The organism is Pseudomonas sp. SCPG-7 (assembly GCF_002156405.1).
GTDB lineage: Bacteria > Pseudomonadota > Gammaproteobacteria > Pseudomonadales > Pseudomonadaceae > Aquipseudomonas > Aquipseudomonas parakoreensis.
Window position 1 is genome coordinate 1 of sequence record NZ_MVOO01000006.1, and the last position, 26,866, is coordinate 26,866.

26 protein-coding genes are annotated in these 26,866 nt (G+C 60.0%); 11 read left to right on the forward strand and 15 right to left on the reverse strand.

Features of this window, described 5'->3' with window-relative positions; all coding sequences use genetic code 11:
• Nucleotides 1–254 precede the first annotated feature (254 nt).
• The 6 genes from msrQ to B1722_RS12950 all read right to left on the reverse strand — a co-directional run bounded on the left by msrQ (nt 255) and on the right by B1722_RS12950 (nt 6,231).
• Nucleotides 255–866: a protein-methionine-sulfoxide reductase heme-binding subunit MsrQ gene (gene msrQ, locus B1722_RS12925; RefSeq protein WP_041065472.1), complete on the reverse strand. Its 612-nt coding sequence runs from the start codon at nt 864–866 to the stop codon at nt 255–257.
• The gene (msrP, locus tag B1722_RS12930) at nt 866–1,879 is read right to left on the reverse strand and encodes a protein-methionine-sulfoxide reductase catalytic subunit MsrP (RefSeq protein WP_041065469.1); all 1,014 of its coding nucleotides are present in this window, start codon (nt 1,877–1,879) and stop codon (nt 866–868) included. The genes msrQ and msrP overlap by 1 nt, the downstream gene beginning before the upstream one ends.
• A gap of 63 nt (nt 1,880–1,942) precedes the next feature.
• Nucleotides 1,943–2,800, reverse strand: coding sequence for a CDP-diacylglycerol--serine O-phosphatidyltransferase (gene pssA, locus B1722_RS12935; protein WP_003228213.1), 858 nt, complete (start codon nt 2,798–2,800; stop codon nt 1,943–1,945).
• Between the two features lie 147 nt (nt 2,801–2,947).
• Nucleotides 2,948–3,964, reverse strand: coding sequence for a ketol-acid reductoisomerase (gene ilvC / locus B1722_RS12940; RefSeq protein ID WP_007959661.1), 1,017 nt, complete (start codon nt 3,962–3,964; stop codon nt 2,948–2,950).
• A 48-nt stretch (nt 3,965–4,012) separates the two neighbouring features.
• Nucleotides 4,013–4,504 (reverse strand): acetolactate synthase small subunit, encoded by a 492-nt coding sequence (gene ilvN, locus B1722_RS12945; RefSeq protein WP_003205610.1) that lies wholly within the window; start codon nt 4,502–4,504, stop codon nt 4,013–4,015.
• A gap of 2 nt (nt 4,505–4,506) precedes the next feature.
• Nucleotides 4,507–6,231: an acetolactate synthase 3 large subunit gene (locus B1722_RS12950; RefSeq protein ID WP_041065497.1), complete on the reverse strand. Its 1,725-nt coding sequence runs from the start codon at nt 6,229–6,231 to the stop codon at nt 4,507–4,509.
• A gap of 398 nt (nt 6,232–6,629) precedes the next feature.
• On the opposite strand from B1722_RS12950, the gene B1722_RS12955 reads away from it, so the two are divergent.
• On the forward strand, nt 6,630–7,046 hold the full coding sequence (locus B1722_RS12955) for a DUF4124 domain-containing protein (protein WP_041065460.1): 417 nt from the start codon (nt 6,630–6,632) through the stop codon (nt 7,044–7,046).
• An 89-nt stretch (nt 7,047–7,135) separates the two neighbouring features.
• Here the strand turns inward: B1722_RS12955 and B1722_RS12960 are convergent, their stop codons facing one another.
• From B1722_RS12960 to mrcB, 3 genes are read right to left on the reverse strand one after another with little or no spacing between them, the layout of a single operon-like run.
• Nucleotides 7,136–7,471 (reverse strand): YqcC family protein, encoded by a 336-nt coding sequence (locus B1722_RS12960; RefSeq protein ID WP_041065457.1) that lies wholly within the window; start codon nt 7,469–7,471, stop codon nt 7,136–7,138.
• Nucleotides 7,471–8,226, reverse strand: coding sequence for a tetratricopeptide repeat protein (locus tag B1722_RS12965; RefSeq protein WP_086792833.1), 756 nt, complete (start codon nt 8,224–8,226; stop codon nt 7,471–7,473). Before B1722_RS12965 ends, B1722_RS12960 begins: the two co-directional genes overlap by 1 nt.
• A gap of 16 nt (nt 8,227–8,242) precedes the next feature.
• The gene (mrcB, locus tag B1722_RS12970; RefSeq protein ID WP_041065450.1) at nt 8,243–10,567 is read right to left on the reverse strand and encodes a penicillin-binding protein 1B; all 2,325 of its coding nucleotides are present in this window, start codon (nt 10,565–10,567) and stop codon (nt 8,243–8,245) included.
• Between the two features lie 116 nt (nt 10,568–10,683).
• Between mrcB and B1722_RS12975 the strand changes: the two genes are divergently transcribed.
• The 4 genes from B1722_RS12975 to B1722_RS12990 all read left to right on the forward strand — a co-directional run bounded on the left by B1722_RS12975 (nt 10,684) and on the right by B1722_RS12990 (nt 14,043).
• Complete coding sequence (locus tag B1722_RS12975; RefSeq protein WP_041065447.1) at nt 10,684–12,240, forward strand: bifunctional aminoglycoside phosphotransferase/ATP-binding protein; 1,557 nt, start codon at nt 10,684–10,686, stop codon at nt 12,238–12,240.
• A gap of 91 nt (nt 12,241–12,331) precedes the next feature.
• Nucleotides 12,332–12,676 carry a pentapeptide repeat-containing protein gene (locus B1722_RS12980; protein ID WP_041065444.1) on the forward strand — a complete coding sequence of 115 codons (345 nt, stop codon included), beginning with the start codon at nt 12,332–12,334 and terminating at the stop codon, nt 12,674–12,676.
• Nucleotides 12,677–12,953: 277 nt separating this feature from the next.
• Nucleotides 12,954–13,226 (forward strand): TfoX/Sxy family protein, encoded by a 273-nt coding sequence (locus B1722_RS12985; RefSeq protein WP_003228231.1) that lies wholly within the window; start codon nt 12,954–12,956, stop codon nt 13,224–13,226.
• A 16-nt stretch (nt 13,227–13,242) separates the two neighbouring features.
• The gene (locus B1722_RS12990) at nt 13,243–14,043 is read left to right on the forward strand and encodes a Crp/Fnr family transcriptional regulator (RefSeq protein WP_041065439.1); all 801 of its coding nucleotides are present in this window, start codon (nt 13,243–13,245) and stop codon (nt 14,041–14,043) included.
• A gap of 225 nt (nt 14,044–14,268) precedes the next feature.
• Here the strand turns inward: B1722_RS12990 and B1722_RS12995 are convergent, their stop codons facing one another.
• From B1722_RS12995 to B1722_RS13010, 4 genes are read right to left on the reverse strand one after another with little or no spacing between them, the layout of a single operon-like run.
• On the reverse strand, nt 14,269–15,120 hold the full coding sequence (locus B1722_RS12995; RefSeq protein ID WP_041065436.1) for a ChaN family lipoprotein: 852 nt from the start codon (nt 15,118–15,120) through the stop codon (nt 14,269–14,271).
• 20 nt (nt 15,121–15,140) lie between these two features.
• A complete protein-coding gene (locus B1722_RS13000; protein WP_041065433.1) occupies nt 15,141–15,908 on the reverse strand; it encodes a heme ABC transporter ATP-binding protein in 768 nt (255 codons plus the stop codon).
• A complete protein-coding gene (locus B1722_RS13005; protein WP_174377370.1) occupies nt 15,908–16,891 on the reverse strand; it encodes an iron ABC transporter permease in 984 nt (327 codons plus the stop codon). Before B1722_RS13005 ends, B1722_RS13000 begins: the two co-directional genes overlap by 1 nt.
• A gap of 50 nt (nt 16,892–16,941) precedes the next feature.
• Nucleotides 16,942–17,814 (reverse strand): hemin ABC transporter substrate-binding protein, encoded by an 873-nt coding sequence (locus tag B1722_RS13010; protein WP_041065426.1) that lies wholly within the window; start codon nt 17,812–17,814, stop codon nt 16,942–16,944.
• A 162-nt stretch (nt 17,815–17,976) separates the two neighbouring features.
• Between B1722_RS13010 and B1722_RS13015 the strand changes: the two genes are divergently transcribed.
• On the forward strand, nt 17,977–18,294 hold the full coding sequence (locus tag B1722_RS13015; RefSeq protein ID WP_041065423.1) for a Rieske (2Fe-2S) protein: 318 nt from the start codon (nt 17,977–17,979) through the stop codon (nt 18,292–18,294).
• Here the strand turns inward: B1722_RS13015 and sfsA are convergent.
• The gene (gene sfsA / locus B1722_RS13020) at nt 18,291–19,004 is read right to left on the reverse strand and encodes a DNA/RNA nuclease SfsA (RefSeq protein WP_041065421.1); all 714 of its coding nucleotides are present in this window, start codon (nt 19,002–19,004) and stop codon (nt 18,291–18,293) included. The genes B1722_RS13015 and sfsA overlap by 4 nt on opposite strands.
• Complete coding sequence (locus tag B1722_RS13025; protein ID WP_041065418.1) at nt 19,004–20,176, reverse strand: pyridoxal phosphate-dependent aminotransferase; 1,173 nt, start codon at nt 20,174–20,176, stop codon at nt 19,004–19,006. Before B1722_RS13025 ends, sfsA begins: the two co-directional genes overlap by 1 nt.
• A 334-nt stretch (nt 20,177–20,510) precedes the next feature.
• Here B1722_RS13025 and dksA point away from each other — a divergent pair, with 334 nt between their 5' ends.
• From dksA to B1722_RS13050, 5 genes are all read left to right on the forward strand, one after another.
• The gene (gene dksA, locus B1722_RS13030; protein ID WP_007959616.1) at nt 20,511–20,954 is read left to right on the forward strand and encodes an RNA polymerase-binding protein DksA; all 444 of its coding nucleotides are present in this window, start codon (nt 20,511–20,513) and stop codon (nt 20,952–20,954) included.
• Nucleotides 20,955–21,144: 190 nt separating this feature from the next.
• Nucleotides 21,145–22,041 carry a tRNA glutamyl-Q(34) synthetase GluQRS gene (gluQRS, locus tag B1722_RS13035; RefSeq protein ID WP_041065415.1) on the forward strand — a complete coding sequence of 299 codons (897 nt, stop codon included), beginning with the start codon at nt 21,145–21,147 and terminating at the stop codon, nt 22,039–22,041.
• Nucleotides 22,042–22,118: 77 nt separating this feature from the next.
• The gene (locus B1722_RS13040; protein ID WP_003176118.1) at nt 22,119–22,295 is read left to right on the forward strand and encodes a hypothetical protein; all 177 of its coding nucleotides are present in this window, start codon (nt 22,119–22,121) and stop codon (nt 22,293–22,295) included.
• Nucleotides 22,279–25,233, forward strand: coding sequence for a sensor histidine kinase (locus B1722_RS13045; protein WP_161794896.1), 2,955 nt, complete (start codon nt 22,279–22,281; stop codon nt 25,231–25,233). Before B1722_RS13040 ends, B1722_RS13045 begins: the two co-directional genes overlap by 17 nt.
• Nucleotides 25,234–25,255: 22 nt before the next feature.
• Nucleotides 25,256–26,692 (forward strand): sigma-54 dependent transcriptional regulator, encoded by a 1,437-nt coding sequence (locus B1722_RS13050; protein WP_041065407.1) that lies wholly within the window; start codon nt 25,256–25,258, stop codon nt 26,690–26,692.
• The last annotated feature ends 174 nt before the right edge of the window (nt 26,693–26,866 follow it).

Below are 26,866 nucleotides of genomic sequence, written 5' to 3' on the forward strand. Positions count from 1 at the left end.
GGAGGCGAATTCTACAGCGTTACACGCTGCTGTCAACACCTCTTTCTCACCGCTTTCGACCGAGAAGATCGAACCGTCAAAAGAGCCACACATCACCGCTCTTTCAACTCCTTCCAGGCTTCGATGAACTGAAGCAAGCCGCTGTCGAAAACCGCGCAACTCATTGAATCTCAAGGAGTTTTCCGTTTCGACTGCGCCGGAAGTGGGGCGAATTATAGACCTCCAGAATCTGCCGTCAACCGTTAATTTCAGTTTTATTGCAAAACCTGCTTTTTAGTCAGCAAGCGCGGAATTCGACGCGCAACGGCAGGCACCCGCAGCAGCAAAAGCGCTGCCCCCACAAAGGCATAGATCACCCACTCCTTAAGATCAGCCCGCACAATCCATAACATGTGCAGCAATCCCAGCCCCAGAATCACGTACACCACCCGATGCAGTTTCTTCCAGCGCACACCCAAACGACGCTGACTATAACGATTGGAGGTTACTGCCAGTGCCAACAATCCAAGAAAACCCAGCGTACCCACAATGATGTAGGGCCGCTTACGCAACTCCACGCCCAACTGTGACCAGTCGAAACCAAGGATAAACGCCATATAGCTGAACAGATGCAGCACCACATAAGCAACACACCAGAGCCCCAACTGACGGCGCACAGCAATCCAGCCCGCCCACCCCGTCAATTTCTGCAACGGCGTCATGCTCAATGTGATCAGCAGCAATACCAGCGTCCCCAGCCCCAGTCGATCAACCAGCACCTTGCCGGGATCCGGACCGAGCAAATCGGCGAACGCCTGATAAAACCAAAGCAGTGGCCAGATTGCCGCCGCAATGAAAACGCCTACACGCCAAAACGGATATCGCATCAGTAGTTCTTCCGCAGATCGAGCCCTGTATATAAAGAAGCGACTTCATCCGAGTAGCCGTTGAACATCTGGGTATCACGTACATTCGGCTTGAACAAACTGTTCGGCAGACGCCGTTCTCTTGCCTGAGTCCAGCGCGGATGATCGACCGTCGGATTCACGTTGGCATAAAAACCGTATTCATCTGCCGCGATGCTCTGCCAGGTAGTCTTGGGCTGCTCGCTGACGAGACTGATCCGCACAATGGACTTCACACTCTTGAAGCCATACTTCCACGGCACCACCAGACGCAGCGGCGCGCCATTCTGATTGGGCAATTCGCGGCCATACATGCCAACCGCCAGAATCGCCAAGGGATTCATCGCCTCATCCAGACGCAAGCCCTCTACATACGGCCAGTCGATCAACGCGAAACCCGAGCGCTGCCCAGGCATGCTCTTGGGATCCTGCAAGGTTTCAAAGCGAATGTACTTGGCGTTAGAGGTCGGCTCGACCTGCTTGAGCAGTGCGGAAATCGGAAAACCAATCCAGGGGATGACCATCGACCACGCTTCAACACAGCGAAGACGATAGATACGCTCCTCCAACTGGTACGGTTTCATGAAGTCTTCGAGTGCGTAACGCCCAGGCTTACCCACCTCCCCATCGACGACCACACTCCACGGCTCGGTTTTCAGCGAGCCGGCATTGGCTGCGGGATCGCCCTTGTCGGTGCCGAACTCATAGAAGTTGTTGTAATGGGTCGCGTCTTTATAAGGCGTGATCGCCTCATCCTTGACGTTGACTGCTCCCCACTTGGTAGAAGAGAGCTTCTCGGCAAACCAGGCAGGCGTCTTGCCTGGCTCGACATCAGCATAGCGCGCCGCGTCCTCGGCACTGGCCCAACGCGGCAGGCTGCTCACGGCGATACCGGCCGCGGTAGCTCCGAGCAGTTGGCGACGGGAGAGATAAATGGACTCAGGCGTGACATCCGACTCATGGCAGTCGGACGCTTTGGGGATTTTGATCAGCATGACAACTCCGCAGCTTTGGAGGACAGATGCACCCATAGACTGCGGAGTATGCGGGAAATTACATCACTCGGCGTTTTTGTGCCGACGAAGGTGCAACAGGTATTGCACCGGCCCGGAGGCCGCGTAGGCGAGAAACACCAGCAGCAAAATACGCGGTGGATCGCTGAACACCACAGCGAACACCAGCACCACGGCGAGGATCGCCACGAACGGCACGCGCCCCTTCAGATCCAGCTCCTTGAAGCTGTTGTACTTGATGTTGCTGACCATCAGCATGCCGGCAGCCGCCACCATCAAAGCGACCAGGAACGACATCTTCGAACCCTGAATACCGTAATCGCTGAACGCCCAGACAATCCCCGCCACCACGCCGGCCGCTGCCGGACTGGCCAGACCGATGAAGTAGCGCTTGTCGGCCGTACCGACCTGAGTATTGAAACGCGCAAGACGCAGCGCTGCACCGGCTACATAGATGAAGGCCACCATCCAGCCGACCTTGCCCATGTCGCCCAGCGCCCAGCCGAACGCCAGCAGCGCCGGTGCCACACCGAAAGCGACCATGTCGGACAGCGAGTCATACTCGGCACCGAAGGCACTTTGCGTATTGGTCATCCGCGCTACGCGGCCATCAAGACCATCGAGCACCATGGCCACGAAAATCGCGATCGCGGCAAAGGCAAAATACTTGCTCGCATTCGCTGAATCCCCGGCGCTCAAGGCAGCCTGGGCACTCATTGAGTTGATGATGGAGTAAAACCCTGCAAACAGGTTCGCAGTGGTGAACAGGTTCGGCAGCAGATAGATACCACGATGCCGGACTTTACGACCTTCTGCGTCGTGCCCTTCCTCGACATGTTCATCGATGGGCAGCAGGCTTTCGGCGTCAGAAGCCTGGTTCGGCTCTTCGGGACGTTCGCTCATGGACATTACCTTGCAACGGTTTGGAAAGTTTCGACAGGTGCCTGTGACGACGGTTCGGCCACAAACGATGCAGCTTTATACCAGAACCATCGGTTTCAAACGAAAAAACGCGGCCGAGGCCGCGTTTTTTCGTACAAGGATGACGACTTAGTTTTTGGCTTTGTCGACGATCTTGTTGGCACCGATCCACGGCATCATGGAGCGCAGTTGCTCGCCGATGATTTCGATACCGTGAGCGGCGTTGTTACGACGCTTGGCGGTCATCGAAGGGTAGCCGGTTGCGCCTTCGCTGATGAACATTTTGGCGTATTCGCCGTCCTGAATACGTTTCAGGGCGTTGCGCATGGCCTGACGGGATTCGGCGTTGATCACTTCCGGGCCGGTCACGTACTCGCCGTATTCAGCGTTGTTGGAGATCGAGTAGTTCATGTTGGCGATACCGCCTTCGTACATGAGGTCAACGATCAGCTTCAGTTCGTGCAGGCACTCGAAGTAGGCCATTTCCGGCGCGTAGCCAGCTTCAACCAGCGTTTCGAAACCGGCTTTCACCAACTCAACGGTACCGCCGCACAGTACGGCTTGTTCGCCGAACAGGTCGGTTTCGGTCTCGTCCTTGAAGGTGGTTTCGATGATGCCGGTACGACCGCCACCCACGCCAGCTGCGTAGGACAGTGCAACGTTTTTGGCGTTGCCCGAAGCGTCCTGGTAGATCGCGATCAGGTCAGGGATACCGCCGCCCTTCACGAACTCGGAACGTACGGTGTGGCCCGGCGCTTTCGGCGCGATCATGATCACGTCGAGGTCGGCACGTGGAACAACCTGGTTGTAGTGGATCGCGAAGCCATGGGAGAAGGCCAGGGTGGCGCCTTTCTTGATGTTCGGCTCGATTTCGTTCTTGTACAGCTGAGACTGGAATTCGTCCGGGGTCAGGATCATGACCAGGTCGGCGCCGGCAACAGCAGCAGCCACGTCGGTCACTTTCAGGCCATGGGCTTCGGCTTTGGCAACAGTGGCCGAACCTTTACGCAGACCGACGGTAACGTCGACACCGGAGTCTTTCAGGTTGCACGCTTGGGCGTGGCCTTGGGAACCGTAACCGATGATGGCAACTTTCTTGCCCTGGATGATCGACAGGTCGCAGTCTTTATCGTAGAAAACTTTCATGAATTTCCCCTATATATCCAGGCCGTTCAGGCCATTCGCTAATTTGGTTTAGATGCTGAGTACTTTGTCGCCGCGGGCAATGCCGGTCACGCCGCTACGGACGGTTTCCAGAATTGATGCGGTGCCAATGGACTGAATGAAGCTGTCGAGCTTGTCGCTGGTACCGGTCAATTGAACGGTATACACGCTGGCACTGACGTCGACGATCTGTCCACGGTAAATATCGGTGGTGCGTTTGATCTCGGCGCGCTGGGCGCCAGTGGCCTTGACCTTGACCAGCATCAGCTCGCGCTCGATGTGAGCGCTTTCCGACAGGTCCACCAGCTTGACCACTTCGATCAGCTTGTTCAGGTTTTTGGTGATCTGCTCGATGATTTCATCGTGGCCAACAGTGGTCAGCGTCAGACGCGACAGCGTCGGGTCTTCGGTTGGCGCCACCGTCAGGCTTTCAATGTTGTAGTTGCGCTGCGAGAACAGGCCGACTACGCGAGACAAAGCGCCGGGTTCGTTTTCCAGAAGCAGGGAAATAATGTGCCGCATGATTAAGTACGCTCCGTCTTGCTCAGCCACATATCGCGCATGGAGCCGTCTTTGATCTGCATCGGATAGACGTGCTCGCTGGTATCGACCGAAATATCGATCACCACCAGACGATCTTTCATGGCGAACGCCTCTTCCATCTTCGACTTCAAATCCTTCGAATCGGTGATGCGCACGCCGACGTGACCGTAGGCTTCAGCCAGTTTGACGAAGTCAGGCAGCGACTCCATATAAGAGTGCGAGTGACGGCTGCCATAGCTCATGTCCTGCCACTGACGAACCATCCCCAGAACACCGTTGTTCAGGATGACGATTTTCACCGGCAAGCCATATTGCAGGCAGGTCGACAGTTCCTGGATGTTCATCTGGATGCTGCCTTCGCCGGTGACGCAGGCAACGTCGTCATCCGGGAAGCTCAACTTGATGCCCATGGCCGCCGGGAAACCGAAGCCCATGGTGCCCAGGCCACCGGAGTTGATCCAGCGGTTAGGCTTGTTGAACTTGTAGTACTGCGCCGCGAACATCTGGTGCTGGCCCACGTCGGACGTGATGAAGGCATCGCCCTTGGTCACTTCGCACAGGGTCTCGATCACGGTCTGCGGCTTGATCAGGCTGCCGTCGCCCTTTTCATAAGGGAACAGGCCGCGATCACCGCGCCACTCATCGACTTGCTTCCACCAACTGGCCACGGACTCCTTGTTCGGGGTCTCGCCGATTTCCTTGAGGATCGCGACCATTTCGGTCAGGACACTCTCCACCGGACCAACGATTGGCACGTCGGCCTTGATGGTCTTGGAGATCGAAGCCGGGTCGATATCGATGTGGATGATCTTGGCGTTCGGGCAGAACTTCGCCGCGCCGTTGATCACACGGTCATCGAAACGTGCGCCAACAGCCAGGATCACGTCGGCATGGTGCATCGCCAGGTTGGCGGTGTAGCTGCCGTGCATGCCGAGCATGCCGATGAACTGACGATCGGTACCCGGGAAACCGCCCAGGCCCATCAAGGTGTTGGTCACTGGCAGGTTGAGCATTTTCGCCAGTTCGGTCAGCGGTGCGGAACCGTTGCCCAGAATCACGCCGCCACCGGAATAGAGCACAGGACGCTTGGCCGCCAGGAGCATTTCTGCCGCCTTGCGGATTTGCCCGGAGTGACCGCGAACGGCCGGGCTGTAGGAACGCAACTTGGCTTTTTTCGGGAAAACGTATTCGAACTTCTCGGCCGGGTTGGTCATGTCTTTCGGGATATCGACCACGACCGGGCCCGGACGACCGGATTGCGCCAGGTAGAACGCCTTCTTCATGACTTCCGGGATTTCCGAGGCGTGCTTGATCATGAAGCTGTGCTTCACAATCGGCCGGGAGATACCGATCATGTCGGTTTCCTGGAACGCGTCGGTGCCGACCATGGTGCTTGGCACCTGACCGGAAATGATCACCATTGGAATCGAATCCATATAGGCGGTGGCAATACCGGTGATGGCGTTTGTGGCGCCTGGACCGGAAGTCACCAATACCACGCCGGCTTTACCGGTGGCACGGGCGTAGCCGTCAGCCATATGGGTCGCCGCTTGTTCGTGACGAACCAGAATGTGGGTCACTTCCGGTTCTTTGAACAGGGCATCGTAAACATGCAGGAGAGCACCACCCGGGTACCCGTAGATATATTTGACGCCTTCGTCACGCAAGAAGCGGACGAGCATCTCACCGCCAGATAAAAGCTCCACGTTGTTCACCTCTAAAACGCCAGAATACCGTCCACAAAAAGGGGCGGGTCTTAATAGGTTTACTTCTCGGCAGAGCATGAGCGACGGTGGTCGCCGACTACGTCAGCACTGACTGAGCAAGTATTGGGATCGTCCCAAGTGTTGCGGGCCTTTCCCACCCAGCGCGAGGTAACGCGTTGCGGGTGTAACAGGTCGACGCGGATATGCGCCTCATGATCTGCCGAGTGGGTCTGCTTCTGGCAGTCCCTCTACAGCGGACTTTGGATTCTTCTGTTTCGCCCTCTCCAAGTCAAGCCGTCAATGTGCTTAATTGTGGGTAAGCACATGAGAACGCAAGAAAAAACCTGAAAACAGCTACTCTGTTAGCGTCAATTGCGCAATTTTGCCAAGGAATCAGCATGCGAACGCTTCTGTTAACTCTGCTGATCGGCCTCAGCCCCTGGTGCTCGGCCGCTCAGATCTACAAATGGATCGACGCACAAGGCGTCACGCACTTCGATGCGCAACCGCCGCAAGGGCAACCGGCCAGCACCGTGCAAACGCCTTCCTCGCCCCCGCCGAAACCTGCAGCAATGCCTGGCAGCGGCGCGCTGGGCGATCAGAAAGCCATTGATGACAAGGTGAAGAAACAAGTGGCGGAGCAACAGACTCAGCTCAAGGCCTTTTGCGAGCAGGCACGGACAAACCTGGCGCAATTGCAGAACAATCCGCGATTGAGGGAGGAAGTGGAGGGGCAGTTGCGGCGGCTGGACGAAAGCCAGCGCCAGGAGCGCATTGTCGAAGCGCAGAAGCAGATTGCGCAGAACTGCGAATAAGCACCTGTAGGAGCTGCCGCAGGCTGCGATCTTTTGATCTTTGAAAGCAAAATCAAAAGATCGCAGCCTGCGGCAGCTCCTACAGAGGCTTAGCGGGAGGCGGTGATCAGCAGATCGAATTCTTTGAGCAGCACCTGCAACTGGCGATCCTTGCCCTGCAGATTGCGCTGGGCAAAGACCATCTCCGCCATTTCCTGAATGCCCGACGCGTTGGGCAACGCCAGGTCCTGCTCGAGGATCATCTTCATTCGTGGCAGGAAGATCCATTGCAGCCATTGTTCAAAATCCAGCGTATCGACCGAAAACGGCTCGACACTACTAAGGGCTTCGGCCGATGGCTGCACTTCATCCCACCAACCTTGCGCGCGCAGCTCACGCTCGATCAGCAGCAACTGGTCGGCGATTTTCGGGAAACGAGTGTCCATCAGAGCGAAACCTTGGCCTTTTGACGAGCCAGTACAGCGCCGGCGGAGTCGCCCTGCTTCTCACGGGACTGCGCGATGATTTCCCACAGGTTGGCTTGCAGATCCGGACGGCCGTTGGCCATGGTCAGCGCGCGACGGGCGAACTGTTCCGCCTGCGGCGCATCACCTTGGGCCATGCGCACCTGCGCCAGACGATAAAGCACCTGCGGTTCACGCGGGGCGACGCGCTGGGCACGTTCCAGGCTGGAGGATGCACCGTTGAGGTCGCCACCGGCCTGTTGCTGCTGGGCGGTAGTCAGCAAGGCGAGTACCGGGCCATCCAGTTGCTCGTCTGCCGACAGACCGCCGCCGCTGCTGGCCGAAGGAATGCCGCTTGGTGTCGACGGCATGCTGTAGCTGCCAGTGTTGATCGGTGCCGACTCGACCGGCGAAGGATTGTACGGACCCGCCGTAATCCCACCGGACGCCGGACCAGGAACGATCGGCGAGGAGCTGATCGGCGCCGATGTCGCAGCACCGCCACCCGGCACCATCACCACCACGCCGGTATCGCCTTGCGGAATCGCCTGGGATTGCGCCTGACCCTGCACTGGACGTTTGACTGTCGTCTTGCGGAAACCGCCATTGGCCGACAGACGTTCGCTATTGGACACGGCTGTGCCGGAATCCACCACCGGGATCGAACCACGCTGTACGGTAGAGCAGCCGCTGAGCAAAGCCACGGCGGTCACCGCTGGAATCAACCACTTGTTCACTTGAAACCCTCTTTGCTTAATTCATCCAGCCCTTGACCCAATCCATCACCGACTCCGGCGAAGCAGGCGTTTCGCTTGCACACGCGGCACCGGGTGGCGGTTCGCTGCCGCGAATATACGGCATCTGCACGGCTCCAGGACAGTTGGCATCCGAGCCTTGTCCGGTACGCGAATCGACCCAAGCCTGAACGATGTTGTCCGGCTGCGGCATGTCCAGCGGCAGCGGATCGGCCTTGCGCATGAAACTGGTCCAGACCTGCAGCGCACCGGTCGCCCCGGTGAACGGGGTCTTGCCGTTGTCGTCACGACCGAGCCAGACCACCGCCAGCAGATCCTGACTGAAACCGGCGAACCAACTGTCGCGCGAGTCGTTACTGGTACCGGTCTTGCCGGCCAGCGTCAGGGTCTTGGGCAGCACGTTGTAAACCGAGCTGCCGGTACCTTCACGCATCACCCGCTGCATGGCGTTCTGGATCAGGTAAATGGACGCCGGATCGAAACGCTGCTCGATCTGGAACGGATAACGCTTGAGCGGTTCACCCTCAGCAGTCAGCACACTGCGAATCCCGCGCATCGGCGTATTGAAACCACCGTTGGCGAGGGTCTGGTACATGGTCGCCACTTCGATCGGGGTCATGCCGCCAGCCCCGAGCAACATCGACGGGAACGCCGGGAATTCCCGGGTTACCCCCAGACGCGCAAGGGTCTTGAGCACATTCGGCACACCGACTTCCAGACCCAGACGCGAGGTCGACAGGTTGTAGGAATGCGCCAGCCCTTGATAGAGAAACACCGTGCCGTGGGAGCGACGGTCATAGTTCTGCGGTTTCCACACCTGACCGTCCGCGCCTTTGATCGACAGCGGATCATCCGACAGCCAACTGGTCAGCGTGTAATGGCTCGGCTTCTCCAGCGCAGTCAGATAGACAGCCGGTTTTACCAGCGAACCGATTGGCCGCACGGCGTCCAGCGCCCGGTTGAAACCGGCATAACTGGCCTGACGACTACCGATCATCGCCTGCACTTCGCCGGTCTCCGGGTTGGTCACGACCATCGCCGCTTCCACATCATCGGAGCCCTTGCGTCCGGCCAGACGTTTAAAGGTGTCATTCACTGAAGCTTCGGCTTTCATCTGCAGAATCGGGTCGAAACTGGTGAAGATCCGCAGGCCTTCTTCGGTCAAGTCCTCGTCACGATAGTCTTCACGCAACTGGCGTTTGACCAGATCGATAAAGCCCGGGAACGAGCTGTCGGCGAGCTTGCCGCGGGTGGTCACGCCCAAGGGCATTTTCTTCGCCGCTTCGACCTGCTCGGCGGTCGCCACGCCTTGCTGCTCAAGCACATCAAGTACCAGATTACGGCGCTCCAGCGCGCGCTCCGGGTTGCGGCGCGGGTTGTAGTAGGACGGCCCCTTGACCATGCCGACCAGCAGCGCAACCTGATGCAGCTTCAGCTCGGACAAAGGCTGACCGAAGAAGAACTGGCTGGCCAGACCGAAACCATGCACGGCACGCTGACCGTCCTGCCCGACGAAGACTTCGTTGAGGTAGGCCTCAAGAATTTCCTTCTTGTCGTAGTGCAGCTCCAGCAACATCGCCATCATCGCTTCGGTGAGCTTGCGGCTCAGGCTGCGCTCGTTGGTGAGGTAGAAGTTCTTCACCAACTGCTGGGTCAGCGTACTGCCGCCCTGGGTCATCTTGCCGCCAGAGGTGTTGACCCAGATCGCCCGGGCAATCGATTTCGGCGACACGCCCCAGTGGCTGTAGTAGTCGCGGTCTTCAACGGCGACCAAAGTATCGAGCAAATACGGTGGCACCTGATCGAGCTTGATCAGAATGCGGTCTTCAAGGTTTTTCGGGTAAATGCCGCCGATCATCAGTGGTTCGAGCCGCACCACGGACAATTTTCCGCCATTGAGCCCCGAGAGTTCGGCCACATAGTCGCCGGAGAAGCGCACGCGTACTGGCTGAGGTTTCTCCAGGCCTTCATAGAACTGGAAGCCGCGGGTATTCAGATCGACGGTATTGCCACTGACGGCAGCAGCGCCGGGGCCATTGCTCACGGCTTCGCGGCGATAGCCCAAGGCGTCGAGTTCGGTGAGGAAATCGTCCTTGCTCAGTTTTTGTCCAACGAACAGCTCGAGCGGACGCGCGTACACCTTGGCCGGGATGGTCCAGCGCTTGCCGGAGAATTTCTCCTGCACCACGGCATCGAGGTAAACGGCAAAGCCGGCCAGCACCACAAGGCCGACCAGACTGAGTTTAATGGCCCACCCCAGCCACGGCCGCAGGCCCTTGGCAGGTGGTTTTTTCTTGGTACGGGGGGATCGAGTTCGAGTCATGGCGGCGGATTATACGCACTTTATTCATCCTCAACAGGAGCGCTCCGAGGTTTGCGTCAGGCTGGCGAGCGGCCATAATGGCGACCTCGAATTTCCCAGTCTCTGAAGGATCGCCCGTGAGCCAGTCACTGATCGCTGCCCTGCAAAACCCGGCCCTCTACCCGCACCCCGTCGACGGGTTCCAGGTCATCGAAACCCATATCTCGTGGGTGATCCTCACCGGGTCGTTTGCTTATAAAGTGAAGAAGCCGGTGAATTTCGGCTTTCTCGACTTCACCAGCCTCGAAGCGCGCAAGCACTTCTGCGCTGAAGAACTGCGTTTGAATCAGCGCCTGACCGAAGATTTGTATCTGGACGTGTTGCCGGTGACCGGCAGCGTCCAAGCGCCGCAACTGGGCGGCGACGGCCCGGTGATCGAATATGTGTTGAAGATGCGTCAATTCCCGCAGACCGGCCTGCTCAGCACCCTGCAAGCCAACGGTGAACTGACCACTCAGCACATCGACGAAATGGCCGAGCAGATCGCCAGATTCCACCTCAGCGCGCCAAAAGTCCCGGCCGAACACGACGCTGGTACGCCAGAAAGCGTAATGGCCCCGGTGCGCCAGAACTTCGAACAGATCCTGCCATTCCTCAGCGACAAAAACGATCTGCTGCAACTCGAGGCCCTGCAAGCCTGGGCCGAGAGCAGCTTCGACCGTCTCAAGGCATTGTTCAGCCAGCGCAAGGCCGAGGGTTTCACTCGCGAATGCCACGGCGACATTCACTTGGGCAACGCCACTGTGATCAATGGCAAAGTGGTGATCTTCGACTGCATCGAGTTCAACGAACCGTTCCGCTTCACCGACGTCTGGGCCGACACCGGTTTCCTGGCGATGGACCTCGAAGACCGTGGTCTGAAATCCTTGGCCCGCCGCTTCATCAGCCAATACCTGGAATTGACCGGCGACTATCAAGGCCTGGAAGTGCTGAACTTCTACAAAGCCTATCGCGCGCTGGTCCGCGCCAAAGTCGCGCTGTTCAGCATGCCGGCAGACGCCACTCCGGTGCAGCGCGCCACTACCCTGCGCCAGTACCGCAACTACGCCAATCTGGCGGAAAGCTACAGCACCATCCCTTCGCGCTTCATGGCGATCACCCACGGCGTATCGGCCGTCGGCAAGAGCCACGTGGCGATGCGCCTGGTTGAAGCACTGGGCGCGATCCGCCTGCGTTCCGATGTCGAGCGCAAGCGCCTGTTCGGCGAGCAAACCGTGGCCAACGACGTGCAGGCCGGGATTTACAGCGCCGACGCCAGCGCTGCCACCTACGCCCGCTTGCATGAGATTGCCGGAGTCATTCTGCACGCCGGTTTCCCGGTCGTCATCGATGCGACCTACCTCAAGCGCGAGCAACGTGACAGCGCGGCGAAAGTCGCCGAGGCGACCGGCACGCCGTTCCTGATTCTCGACTGCAACGCTCCGCAAGCCGTGATCGAAAGCTGGCTGGCGATTCGCCAGGCCGACAAGAAGGATCCTTCCGACGCCACGCTGGCGGTCATCGAGGCCCAACAGGCCAGCCGCGAAGCACTGACGCCAGAAGAAATTCTGCGCAGCAAACGCGTACAGACCAATGAAAGCGGGACCCTCGACACCGTCGTGGCGCAGATCCGCCAGCGTCTGCCAGGCCTGTAAGAAACTATTTCGACCGTGGAGCCCTCGCTGGCTTCACGGTCGTCAAATAGTGGCACTATACTGGCGTCATAAAACCAACAGGTGATGTGACATGAGCCAGCCGAAACTTCTCGACACCCCGCTTTATGCCCTGCTGCACAAAGACGACATCGCAGGCTTCAACAAGGAACGCCCGAACGACGGCCCGATCGACATGGTCGGTGGCGACTTCCGTGGTCTCGATCTGCGTGAACTGAACGCCGACGGCGTTGATTTCCGCGACGCCTACTTCCGCTCCGCCGATTTGCGCGGCATCGATTTCCGTAATTCCGCCCTGGAAGGCGCGAGCCTGGCCCATGCGCAGATTTCCGGTGCGTACTTCCCACCGGAACTGAGCGCCGACGAGATCCTGATGTCGATGAATTTTGGTACCCGCCTGCGCTATCGCACCCGCTGATATTTTTACCTTTCTCTGACCCGACGCCTTTCCCGCGTGGGAGCGGGCTTGCTCGCGAAGGCGTGGTGTCAGTCGATACATCTTGTGGCTGACAAGACGCCTTCGCGAGCAACTTCGCTCCCACATGTTTCCGCGTTTCTTCCCTCCTTTCTGGGTTCGCAGCCCTTTCTTAGTAGCGTTTGCGTCTAATCCGACCAAACAACCACGCTTTTCCTACTGATGGCTACACTCCTGAGAAGATCGCCCACGCACCATTCGGCCGTCGCAAGGAGGCTTGATGAATGATGAACTGCAACACCTGAAGAATCTTGGCAAGACGTCGGCGCAATGGCTGCATGCCGTGGGCATCCACAGCGCCTCGGACTTGCGTCGCCTGGGGGCGGTGGACGCCTATCGGGCCGTGCGTACCCGCGGGTTTCGCGCATCGAAGGTGTTGTTGTACGCGATCGAAGGGGCGCTGATGGATGTGCACTGGAACGATATCCCGGCCGAACGTAAAGACGCCTTGAACAAGCAGCTCGAAGCCATCTCCTCGCGTCACAAGAACTGAACAGGCGCTGACGGCCATGTATCTGCTCGGGGAACAATCGGCACCAGTCGATACGCTGATCAATCGTTTGCAGAGCTTGCCCGCGCGCTGGTTGGAAGGGCTTGCACCGTGCGGGCCTGCCTTTGAGCCGGAAATCTCTGATGACCTGATGGCGCAGCTCCCACGCGATCAGCTGTTTCTGCTGACAGAAGGCGTGATCCACGGCTACATCGGCGGCCGCGCGCTGTTTTACTGGCAGGAAGGCGATCTGATCGGCCTGCAGCAAGGTGACGCCTGGGCCGATTGCCGACTGCGCAGCGACGGATTATTGCGCTTGTTGCCCTATCGGCGAACCGATCTGTTCCGACATTTGTACGCCGAGCCGGAACGGGCTGAGCAATGGCTGGAGTATCTGCTGGGGCAGATGGCGCTGCTGGCACACGCGGTGGCCGAACTGAAGCCACGGGAGTTTCGCAGCACCAATGGTTTTAAACGGGTCGAGAGCGGTGACGTGTTGATCCAGCAAGGCGATGCCGCCGATCACGTCTTTGTGATCATCGATGGGCATGCCGAAGCGTTTGTTGATGGGCACAAGGTTGGCGACGTGCCCAAGGACGAGATTTTCGGCGCCATGGCAGTGTTCACAGGCGAGCCGCGAAACGCCACGGTCATTGCCCGTGAGCCAAGTACAGTGATGTTGATTCCCGGCGATCAGTTTCTGAGCATGACCCGCAACAATCCGAAGATTGCCCAGAGCCTTATCGAGAGCATGGCCCGGCGCATTGGCCAGCTCAACCAGCAAATCACCCAACTGAGTGCGATCAAGGCTGCGCTTTAAGTCCCGTGTTTCCGGGGCATTCCGGACATTTCCACGACTAAATCACGCGAATGGAAAAACAGTGCTTGACTCGTTAATGAGAATCGCTATGATTATCACAACTGATCGCGAGATCAGTCGATATTCTGAAAAGCCCTTGGTTCGGACTCTCAGATTATCTCCTCATCAGGCTAATCACGGTTATTTGACCCGGTTTTACCGGGTCTTTTTTTGCCTGTGGAAAAGTCATTGACCGAACTGTTTGCGCATCTGTGCGCAGTAATCCTGCGCAGGCGTGGCCGGGGTGTACCAGACGTAATCGGCCATCACCGCGCTGACCTCAGCGCCCTGCTCGGCCAGCATCAGCACCGTGGGCGCCTGGGCTGCGCCAAGATCAAGCACATGCAGCGACACGCCAGCATCCTTGCGCGCATGCCAGGCGCCTGCCAACAACATGGCGGGGGTTGGTGCCGCCAGCAAACGTTCGGCCATGCGTCGATCGCGCTGTTGCTGAATCGCGAGCATCGCCGGCATCTGCGATTTGGGCAGCAAGCCACAGTGCGAGTCGCTGATCTGCTCAAGCAGCGTGGCTTTTACCGTTGCCGCATTGCTGCGAACACCGCTCAGGGCTGGTGGCTGACGATAGAACGCGCGGATTTCGCTGTCGTCCAGATTGGCTGCCAACAACGGATAGGATTGTGTGAGGACAAACCGAACGATCGGTCCATAAAGCTTCCAGTCCCAGCCATCCTGCCAGGCCAATGCCGTGGGAAGATCGGTGGGCGGCGCTGCAGTTTGGTGAACCTGATCGACTTTCGGCTGTTGATCAGGCGTGAGCATCTCCAGCAGCAGACTGCCCTGAGGGCGTTGCTCACCCAGCGACTGCAACAGCCACAACTGCGCAGCGTGATGATCGGCATTGTCATGCTGCTCGCCAATGATCACGTGTTGCGCACCGGCCAGACGTGTCAGCAGTTCCTGCGCCGTCAGTACCTGACCGCTGTGCAGATCGCGTATCTCACCGCTGACCGGTGGCGGCGCAGCAACATGCTGACACCCCGCAAGCCACAACACCGCCAACAACCAGATCCCACGCATGCCATCACCTCGATGAGAAATCAGCGGGCGATGATCAGCGGATGCCCACGCTCCGGGTGCGGCTGCACCAATACTTCGAGACCGAACACCGCTTTGAGCGAGTCCGGTCGCAAGACTTGCTGCGGCGTATCCAGCGCTACCGGGCGCCCGCCTTCAAGCAGCAACACCCGATCACAATAGCGCGCCGCCAGATTCAGATCATGCAGGATGACCAGCACCGCCGCGCCACGGTCGGCAAATTCGCGCACCGCTTGCAGCGTCGTATGTTGGTGCAGTGGATCTAGCATCGAGGTCGGCTCATCCAGCAACAGCGTTTGCCCGGCCTGCCCCGGCCATAACTGCGCCAGCACCCGCGCCAGATGCACGCGCTGGCGCTCGCCACCCGACAGCGCCAGATAACTGCGCCCGCTCAGGTGCCCGGCATCCGCAGCGTCCAGCGCTGCCGCGACGATCTCGTCGTCGCGCACCCGACCACTTTGATGCGGCAAGCGGCCCATGCCGACCACTTCCTCCACACGAAAGGCAAAATCCAGCGTCGAGACCTGCGGCAACACCGCCAGACGCTGGGCGCGTTGCGTACCTGTCCAGTGATTCAGTGCCTTGTCGTCGAGCAACACCTCGCCTTTACTCGCCGTGAGCTCACCGCACAAGGCACCGAGCAAGGTGCTTTTGCCGGCACCGTTTGGTCCGAGCACACCCAGCACCTCACCGGGCTCAAGTTGCAGGGTGACGTCGCTGAGGACGGTCTTGCGCCCGCGACGGATGTGCAGATTGTGCGCACGCAGCATCAGGCACGTCCTCGCAGCAGCAGATAGAGGAAGAATGGCGCGCCGATAAACGCCGTGACAATACCGATCGGCAACTCCGCCGGCGCCAGTGCCAGCCGCGCCACCAGATCCGCCAGCAACAGCAGGCTCGCCCCCGCCAGTACCGACGCGGGCAACAGCACGCGGTGATCGGGCCCGGCCAATAAACGCACCAGATGCGGCACCACCAGCCCGACGAAACCGATCATCCCCGCCGCCGCTACCGCTGCGCCAACACCCAACGCGGTGCAGAACACCAGTTCACGCTTGAGCCGCTCGACATCGATCCCCAGATGCCCTGCCTCAGACTCACCCAGCAACAACGCATTCAGCGCCTTGGCACGCCGCGGCAACCACAGCGCAACACCGGCGCTGATGATCAGCAACGGCCACAAACGCGCGTAACTGGCACCATTGAGGCTGCCCAGATTCCAGAAAGTCAGCGTGCGCAGGGTCGCGTCATCCGCCAGATAGGTGAACAACCCGACTGCCGAGCTGGCCAGCGCCGTCAGGGCGATCCCAGCCAGCAGCATGGTCGCGACGTTAGTCTGGCCGTTGCGCCGTCCGAGCCGATAGACCAGCGCCGTTACCCCCAACCCGCCGAGAAACGCGCACGCCGACAACAGATACGGCCCGAACCACTCTGGCAAATCGCCAAAAAACGCACCGCCGACAATGGCTACAGCCGCACCAAGCGCCGCACCGCTGGAGACCCCGACCAACCCGGGATCGGCCAGCGGATTGCGAAACAAACCCTGCATCGCCACGCCGGACAGCGCCAGTACACCGCCGACGGCCAGGCCGAGCAAGGTACGCGGCAGACGGATCTGCCCGAGAATCAGCTCAGCCTGCTCCAGGCCGTCCGGCGCCAGCGGTACACCGAGCATGCGCAGAGCCGCGCGCAACGTATCGAACAGCGGCAGGCTCACCGGCCCCAGCGCCAACGACAGCCAGATGGCCAGCAAACACAGGAGCGTCAGCCCGATAAACAGGCTGCGTGGTTTGACCAGTACGGTCATTGGCCGCTCGCAGTCGGGTAGAGGCCGTCAGACAAACCCTTCAACGCCGCCGGCAAACGCGGCCCGAGCCCGCCGACCAGCAGCGTCGGATCCAGCTCCAGCACCCGTCCGGTCTTGGCCGCACGGCTTGAATTGAGAATGGGGTTTTCCTTGAACAACGCCGCTTTTGCCGCCTCACCGCTCAACGCGCGATCCGCAAACACCAGCACCTCAGGATCAAGCCCGGCCAGCGACTCCACGGAGAACGGCTTGTAACCGGTATGCGTCGCCAGGTTATGTCCGCCGGCCCGTTGCAGCAGCCAGTCGGCGACAGTGTCCTTGCCGGCAATCAACGGTTTGCCGCCGGCATGCCCAATCAGCACCAGCACACCGGGCGCCTTGTGCCTGGTCTGCAACTCGGCGACTCGCGCCTTCTGCATGGCGAGCTGCTGTTGATAACTTGCCAGCAGCTGCGTCGCCTGGGCTTGCGCGCCGAGCAACTGCCCGAGATGCGTGAGGTTTTTTTCCAGCGTCGGCAGATCCGGCTGCGCCGAGAACAGTTCGACCTGCACCTTGGCGCTCTTTACCTGAGCGATCACCGGTGGCGGGCCCATTTCTTCGCTGCCGATAAGGATGTCCGGGCGCAGGCTGAGAATGCCCTCTGCCGACAGGCTGCGTTGATAGCCGATACTTGGCAGTTTCTTCAGCGACTCGGGATGCTGGCTGGTGGTGTCGACGCCGACCAGTTTCGACTCGCCGCCCAATGCACTGACCCACTCCGAAAGCGCGCCACCGGCACTGACCCAACGCTGTGGCAAGTCGGCAGCTGTCACCTGAAGGCTGGCGAACAATCCGACACACAGCACAGCAACGCGGATAATCAGGCGCATACGCAGCTTTCCTTGAACAGGTTTCCCGGGCAGCGAACCGGCAGGCCAAGTATCCTTGGCGACAGCCGCGCACAGTGGGCGAAGGCGGCCATTTGATAATTGTTTGCATTTAAACGTCAAGCTCGGACATTTCCTGAAACGAGCCGACAGTTGAGGATAGTCATGAAGTTTTTGTGCGCGGGCGCCGATCTCGCCGAGGCCGGCAGCCGTGGGTTCGACATCCACGGCAACAAACTGTTTGCCGTGCGCCGCAATGGTCAAGCCTATGTTTATCTCAACCGTTGCCCGCATCGTGGCGTCGGCCTGGAATGGCACCCCGACCAGTTTCTCGACCCGAGCAACAGCCTGATCCAGTGCGCCACCCACGGCGCACTGTTCCTGATCGAGGATGGCGAATGCGTCGCCGGGCCCTGCGCCGGGCAATCCCTGATCGCCATCCCCTGCCGCGAAGACGCCCAAGGGGTGTGGATCGATGTTTAACCGTTGAGCAACACGTCCAGCCGCCGGTCGATCACCATCTCTTCGTGGTTCAAGCGCACGCCGTAGGCCAGCACTTCAACTCCGCATGCCACCGCCTCGCGCAGGGCATCGGCGTAGGCCGCATCGATTTCCTCGGCCGGACGCACTGCGTCAATCCCGCTGAGATTGACGCAATACAGCTGCACCGCCCGAATGCCGTCTCGGGCCAGATGCGCCAGCTCACGCAGATGCTTGGCGCCGCGCTGGGTCACCGCATCGGGAAACGCCGCAACATTCGTTCCGTCGAACCCCAGCGTGACGCTTTTCACTTCCACGTAGGCCGGGCCACTCGGGTACTCGAGACGGAAATCGATGCGGCTCTTTTCCTGGCCGTACGCCACTTCACGTTTAAGCGCCGTAAAGCCGCTCAACTCGTCGATGACTCCCGCCTGCAGCGCCTCTTCCACCAGAGCGTTGGCACGGCCGGTGTTCACGCAAAACAGCCGGCCCTGCGGAGTTTCGCCAATTTCCCAGGTACCGGGCAGCTTGCGTTTCGGGTCGCTGGAGCGACTGAACCACACCTGTCCGCCCTCAACCTGGCAGTTGAGCATCGAACCGGTGTTCGGGCAGTGAAGGGTCAACAGCTCGCCATTGACCGTTTCAACATCAGCCAGAAAACGTTTATAGCGGCGAATCAGCCGCGCCTCTTCCAGAGCCGGATAAAAACGCATCAGGCTTGCCAGCTCTTCAAACCGCGAGCGATGCGTTCCACCGCTTCCTGTAATCGAGGGAGGTTTTGCGTGTAGGCAAAACGCACATGATGGCCCGCTTGATAACGACCGAAATCCAGCCCCGGGGTAAAGGCGACGTGCTCGGTTTCGAGGAAATGCCGGCAGAACGCGAAGGCATCACCGCCGAACTGGCTGATATCGGCATACAAGTAGAACGCACCTTCAGGTTCGACGGCGATGTTGAAACCCAACTCGCGCAACGCCGGCAGGAGGAAGTCGCGACGGCGGCCAAATTCGGCGCGGCGCTCTTCGAGAATGCTGATGGTGTCGGGCTCGAAACAGGCCAGTGCGGCATGCTGCGCCATGCTCGGCGCGCTGATATAGAGATTCTGCGCGAGCTTTTCCAGCTCACTGACGGCCGCATCCGGTGCCACCAGCCAGCCGAGACGCCAACCGGTCATGCCGAAATATTTGGAGAAACTGTTGAGGACAAAGGCGCTGTCATCGACTTCCAGCACGCTGGCGGCATCGGTGCCGTAAGTCAGGCCATGATAAATCTCGTCCACCACCAGATGGCCGTGCCGCGCCTTGATCGCTGTGGATAATCCGGCCAGTTCGTCGCGGGTCAGGAGGGTGCCGGTCGGATTGGCGGGCGAAGCCACCAACGCACCAACACTGTCGTGATCCCAATGCCGCGCCACCAGATCCGGGGTCAGTTGATAGCGCACCTCAGGCCCGACCGGAACCAGTTGCGCCGCGCCCTCGACCAGTCGCAGAAAGTGCCGGTTGCACGGGTAGCCCGGATCCGCCAGCAGCCAGTGTTTGCCCGGATCAACCAGCAAGGCACTGGCCAGCAACAGCGCACCGGAGCCCCCCGGCGTGATCAGGATCCGCCGCGGATCGATGTTCAATCCGTAACGCGATTGATAGAACCCTGAAATCGCTTCGCGCAACTCAGGAATGCCACGCGCCGCGGTGTAGCGAGTCTTGCCCGCCGTCAGCGCCGCTTGCCCGGCGCGGATGATCGGTTCGGCCGTGGTGAAGTCCGGCTCGCCGATTTCCAGATGGATCACATCGTGACCTTCGGCCTGCAGTTCATTGGCCCGCGCCAGCAGCGCCATCACATGGAACGGTTCGATCGCACGACTGCGCGCACTGTAGGGCTGAGCCATTGGTTTTCCTTCGACGGGGGAAAAGAGACGATTCTACCCATCTGCCGGAACGAGCGAGAACCCGTCGCGGTCACAACCTCAAGAACGCTGGACTGTAACGATATGCGCGTACGCTCCAGGATTGACTAAAATCAGAGATTGATCAGGCCTCCATCACTGTCAGACATGACTTGCCAAACTTCTGCAAGCGCCACCCGCCGGGGCCTCGACATCCGGGAGTAGCGCGGGCCGAATTGATCTGGTAAGTTCGCCCGCTTGCAGCCGCAGGGCCGGCAGGTGTCGGTGATGGAGCAATCCTGCGCAATGGATTACAAGAGTAGAGGCGGTCCATTTCATGCCCACCCAAGCAAAGCAACAGGCAAGTCAGACACTCAGCGGTTTCGAACCCTACGTCCCGAAAGCGGGCGAAGAGTACATGGGCGCTCCAATGCGCGCGCACTTCACCAAGATCCTGACCAAGTGGAAACTGGACTTGATGCAGGAAGTCGACCGCACTGTTGATCACATGAAAGACGAAGCGGCCAACTTTCCTGATCCGGCCGACCGTGCCAGTCAGGAAGAAGAGTTCGCCCTCGAGCTGCGCGCCCGCGACCGCGAGCGCAAACTGATCAAGAAGATCGACAAGACCCTGCAACTGATCGAAGACGAAGAGTACGGCTGGTGCGACTCTTGCGGGATCGAGATCGGCGTCAAGCGCCTTGAAGCCCGTCCGACTGCCGACATGTGCGTCGACTGCAAGAACCTGGCGGAAATCAAGGAAAAGCAGGTCGGCAAGTAATCTCGACCTGAACGAAAAACGGAGCGTGCGAACGCTCCGTTTTTGTTTCTGCCTTTTGCCCCTGTGGGAGCGAGCCTGCTCGCGAAAGCGGTGTGTCATTCAACACTTAATCGTCTGACATCAAGCTTTCGCGAGCAGTCTCGATCCCACCCGTTGATCTGCGTATCGCCTGAAAAGTAGCTTCGTTTCCATGACAGCCAAAATCTCCCCCGCCTACATCGGCCGCTTCGCCCCCACCCCCAGTGGCCACCTGCACTTCGGCTCGCTGGTGGCGGCCCTCGCCTCTTATCTCGACGCGCGTGCAGTCGGTGGGCGCTGGCTGGTGCGCATGGAAGATCTCGATCCGCCCCGCGAAGAACCGGGCGCGCAGGCGGCGATTCTCAAGGCGCTGGAAAGTTACGGCTTCGAGTGGGACGGTGAGATGGTACGCCAGAGTGACCGCCACGCCGCCTACGCCGAAGTGCTCGACAGCCTGTTCAACCATGGCCTGGCCTACGCCTGCACCTGCTCGCGCAAGCAACTGGAGCCATATCACGGGATTTATCCGGGTTTGTGCCGCAATGCCGGTCATGAACAGCAAGATGCGGCAATCCGCCTGCGTGTGCCGGAACTGGAATATCACTTCATCGATCGGGTGCAGGGCGAGTTCCGCCAGCATCTGGGGCGCGACGTCGGCGATTTCGTGATTCGCCGCCGCGATGGCTTGTACGCCTATCAACTGGCGGTGGTGCTGGATGACGCCTGGCAAGGCATCACTGACATCGTGCGCGGTGCCGACCTGCTCGACTCCACGCCACGCCAGCTCTACCTGCAAGAACTGCTGGGCCTGCGCCAGCCGCGCTATCTGCACCTGCCACTGATTACGCAGCCGGACGGCAACAAGCTCGGCAAATCCTACCGTTCGCCACCGCTTGAGGCCGATCAGGCCACGCTGCTGCTGTTGCGAGCCTTGCGTGCGTTGGGGCAAAACCCCGGTGCCGAACTGGCGCATGCCACCCCCGAGGAATTGCTCAAATGGGGCGCAGCCCACTGGGATGCATCGAAGATCCCGCGCACACTGACGTTGCCCGAGGCGCAACTGCAATGACGACACTTGCAGTGGCGCGCCCATCCGTTACCATCGCCGCACGTTTTCGGGCACGCGCATAAAAAAGAGAGGCCGGGATGTACATCTATCGCTTGGTCCTGCTTCTGGTCGTGGGAATCTATCTGTTTTCGCCAGCCATCATGGATTGGTGGATCGACGCCACGGGCGCCTGGTATCGGCCGTATCTGCTCTGGTTGATCCTGATTGTCGTGACCTTCATCCTGCAGAGCCAAAAAGATGCCGATGAGCTTTAGCCTGACCCAGATGATCCTGATCAGCGCCGCGTACCTGGCGGTGCTGTTCGGCGTTGCCTGGATCAGTGAACGGGGCATGATCCCGCGGGCGATCATTCGCCACCCGCTGACCTACACCTTGTCGCTGGGGGTCTACGCCAGTGCCTGGGCGTTCTACGGCACGGTGGGCCTGGCCTATCAGTATGGCTACGGCTTTCTGTCCAGTTACCTCGGGGTGTCTGGTGCTTTTCTGCTCGCACCGGTGCTGCTGTATCCGATCCTGAAAATCACCCGCACCTATCAATTGTCGTCGCTGGCAGATCTGTTCGCGTTCCGCTTTCGCAGCACCTGGGCCGGCGCGCTGACCACGATCTTCATGTTGATCGGCGTGCTGCCGCTGCTGGCGCTGCAGATTCAGGCGGTGGCCGATTCGATTGGCATCCTCACTGGCGAACCGATCCAGAGCCGCGTCGCGCTGGCGTTCTGTGCGCTGATCATTCTGTTCACGATTTTCTTCGGTTCCCGGCATATCGCCACTCGCGAGAAACACGAAGGGCTGGTATTCGCGATTGCCTTCGAATCGGTGATCAAACTGATCGCCCTCGGCGGCGTCGGTCTGTATGCGCTGTACGGCGTGTTCGACGGCCCGCAACAACTCGAACTGTGGCTGCTGCAAAACCAGACCGCCCTCGCCGCCCTGCACACGCCCCTGCAGGAAGGCCCATGGCGCACGCTGTTACTGGTGTTTTTCGCCTCGGCGATCGTGATGCCGCACATGTATCATATGACCTTTACCGAGAACCTCAATCCGCGCTCGCTGGTCAGCGCCAGCTGGGGCCTGCCGCTGTTCCTGCTGCTGATGAGCCTGGCAGTGCCGCTGATCCTCTGGGCCGGCCTGAAGCTCGGCGCCACCACCGACCCGGAATACTTCACCCTCGGCATCGGCATCGCCGCCAACAGCAAACCGCTGGCACTGCTGGCCTATGTCGGTGGGCTTTCAGCCGCCAGTGGCCTGATCATCGTCACCACCCTGGCACTGTCGGGCATGGCGCTGAACCACCTGGTGCTGCCGCTCTATCAGCCGCCGGCCGAAGGCAACATCTATCGCTGGCTGAAGTGGACGCGTCGGGCGCTGATCGTCGCGATCATCATGGCCGGTTTCTGCTTCTACCTGATGCTCGGCGCCGGGCAGGATCTGGCCAACCTCGGCATCGTCGCTTTCGTCGCCACGCTGCAGTTCCTGCCCGGCGTGCTTTCGGTGCTGTACTGGCCGACCGCCAACCGGCGCGGCTTTATCGCCGGCCTGCTGGCGGGGATTGTGGTGTGGGTGGTGACCATGCTGTTGCCGCTGGTCGGCAATCTGCAGGGTTTCTACATTCCCCTGCTGAACATGATTTACGTGCTGGACGACACCAGTTGGCACATGGCGGCGATCGCCTCGCTGGCAGCCAACGTATTGATGTTCACCCTGATCTCGCTGTTCACCAACGCCAGCCCCGAAGAAGCCAGCGCCGCCGAAGCCTGCGCGGTGGATAACGTGCGGCGTCCGCAACGCCGCGAACTGCACGCGGCCTCGCCCCAGGAATTCGCTACGCAACTGGCCAAACCGCTGGGCGCCAAGGCGGCGCAAAAAGAAGTCGAGCAAGCCCTGCGCGACCTCTATCTGCCGTTCGACGAACGCCGTCCTTATGCCTTGCGCCGCTTGCGCGACCGCATCGAAGCCAACCTCTCCGGCCTGATGGGCCCGAGCGTGGCGCAGGACATGGTCGAAACCTTCCTGCCGTACAAGGCCGGCGGCGAAAACTATGTGACCGAAGACATCCACTTCATCGAAAGCCGTCTCGAGGATTACCACTCGCGCCTCACCGGGCTGGCCGCCGAACTCGACGCCCTGCGCCGCTACCACCGCCAGACCTTGCAGGAGCTGCCGATGGGCGTCTGCTCGCTGGCCAAGGATCAAGAGATCCTGATGTGGAACAAGGCCATGGAAGAACTCACCGGCATCGCTGCGCAACGGGTGGTCGGTTCGCGCCTGAGCACCATCGCCGATCCGTGGAAGCCATTGCTGCAAGGCTTCATCAACCTGCCCGACGAGCACTTGCACAAGCAGCACCTGGCTCTCGACGGCCAGACCCGCTGGCTCAATCTGCACAAAGCGGCGATCGACGAACCGTTGGCCCCGGGCAACAGCGGCCTGGTGCTGCTAGTGGAAGACCTGACCGAAACCCAAATGCTCGAAGACAAACTGGTGCACTCCGAGCGTCTGGCGAGCATCGGCCGACTGGCGGCGGGAGTGGCCCATGAAATCGGCAACCCGATCACCGGCATCGCCTGTCTGGCGCAGAACCTGCGCGAAGAGCGCGAAGAAGACGGCGAACTGACGGAAATCAGCGGGCAGATCCTCGAACAGACCAAGCGCGTGTCGCGCATCGTGCAATCGCTGATGAGCTTTGCCCACGCCGGCAGCCATCAGCACAGCGACGAACCGGTTTGTCTGGCCGAAGTCGCGCAGGACGCCATCGGTCTGCTGGCGCTGAACCGGCGCAACTTCGAAGTGCAGTTCTACAACCTGTGCGATCCGGATCACTGGGTCGAAGGCGATCCGCAGCGGCTCGCCCAAGTGCTGATCAATCTGCTCTCCAACGCCCGTGATGCCTCGCCTGCGGGCAGCGCCGTGCGGGTCAAGAGTGAAGCCGGCGAACACACGGTCGATCTGATCGTCGAAGACGAAGGCAGTGGTATTCCGCAGAACATCATGGACCGATTGTTCGAACCTTTCTTCACCACCAAGGACCCGGGTGAAGGTACCGGTCTGGGCCTTGCACTGGTCTATTCCATCGTTGAAGAGCATTATGGACAAATCACCATCGACAGCCCGGCTGATGTACAGAGCCAGCGCGGCACCCGTATCCGGGTGACCTTACCGCGCCATGTCGAAGCGACGTCCGCTGTGAACTGAGACCGTCGAGAGTATCGAATCAATGCCGCACATTTTGATCGTCGAAGACGAAACCATTATCCGCTCCGCCTTGCGCCGCCTGCTGGAACGCAACCAGTACCAGGTCAGCGAAGCCGGTTCAGTGCAGGAAGCACAAGAACGCTTCACTATTCCCACATTCGATCTGATCGTCAGCGACCTGCGCTTGCCTGGCGCCCCCGGCACCGAGCTGATCAAGCTCGGCCAGGGCAAGCCGGTGCTGATCATGACCAGCTACGCCAGCCTGCGCTCGGCGGTCGACTCGATGAAGATGGGCGCGGTGGACTACATCGCCAAACCTTTCGATCACGATGAAATGCTTCAGGCGGTTGCGCGGATCCTGCGTGATCACCAGTCGGCGCCTGCCGCCGGCGAAGCGCTTGCCGGCAAACCGAGCAATGGTGGCGGCAAATCGTCTGTCGACAACAGCAACGGCGAGATCGGCATCATCGGCTCGTGCCCGCCGATGCAGGACCTGTACAGCAAGATCCGCAAGGTCGCGCCGACCGACTCCAATGTCCTGATCCAGGGCGAGTCCGGCACCGGTAAAGAACTGGTGGCCCGCGCCCTGCACAACCTGTCCAAGCGTGCCAAGGCACCGATGATTTCGGTGAACTGCGCGGCCATCCCGGAAAGCCTGATCGAGTCCGAACTGTTCGGCCACGAAAAAGGCGCGTTCACTGGCGCCAGCGCCGGGCGCGCCGGTCTGGTGGAAGCGGCGGACGGCGGCACGCTGTTCCTCGACGAGATCGGCGAACTGCCGCTGGAAGCCCAGGCCCGCCTACTGCGCGTGCTGCAGGAAGGCGAGATTCGCCGCGTGGGTTCGGTGCAGTCGCAAAAGGTCGATGTGCGTTTGATCGCCGCGACCCACCGCGACCTCAAGAGCCTGGCGAAAATCGGCCAGTTCCGTGAAGACCTGTATTACCGCCTGCACGTGATTGCCCTGAAACTGCCGGCGTTGCGCGAACGTGGCGCCGACGTCAACGAAATCGCCACGGCGTTTCTCGCCCGCCAGAGTGCGCGCATCAACCGTACCGACCTGAAATTTGCCGCCGATGCCGAACAAGCCATCCGGCATTATTCCTGGCCGGGTAACGTGCGTGAGCTGGAAAACGCCGTGGAGCGCGCGGTGATCCTGAGCGAAAGCCCGGAAATCTCCGCCGACCTGCTGGGTATCGACATCGAGTTGAGCGACCTGGAAGACGACGAGTTCATCGGCTTGCCCGCGCAAACCGCGGGTAACACCAGCAACAGCAGCCATGAGCCGACGGAAGACCTGTCGCTGGAAGACTATTTCCAGCACTTTGTGCTTGAGCATCAGGATCACATGACCGAGACCGAACTGGCGCGCAAACTGGGCGTCAGCCGCAAGTGTCTGTGGGAACGTCGTCAGCGCCTGGGCATTCCACGGCGCAAGACCGGGGTCACCAGCGAGAGCTGAACGTTACCTGTCGAGTGTGCGGGTAACGCTTGAAGACGTGAAAAAACTGTTACCTCAGCTTTTTCACGTAACAGAAGCCGGGGTTATCGGTAACGAAACCCCGGCTTTTTTTCGCCCCGAGAAAACCGTTATATCGACCTAACCCCTTGTTTTATTGGGCTTCGCAAAAGTTGG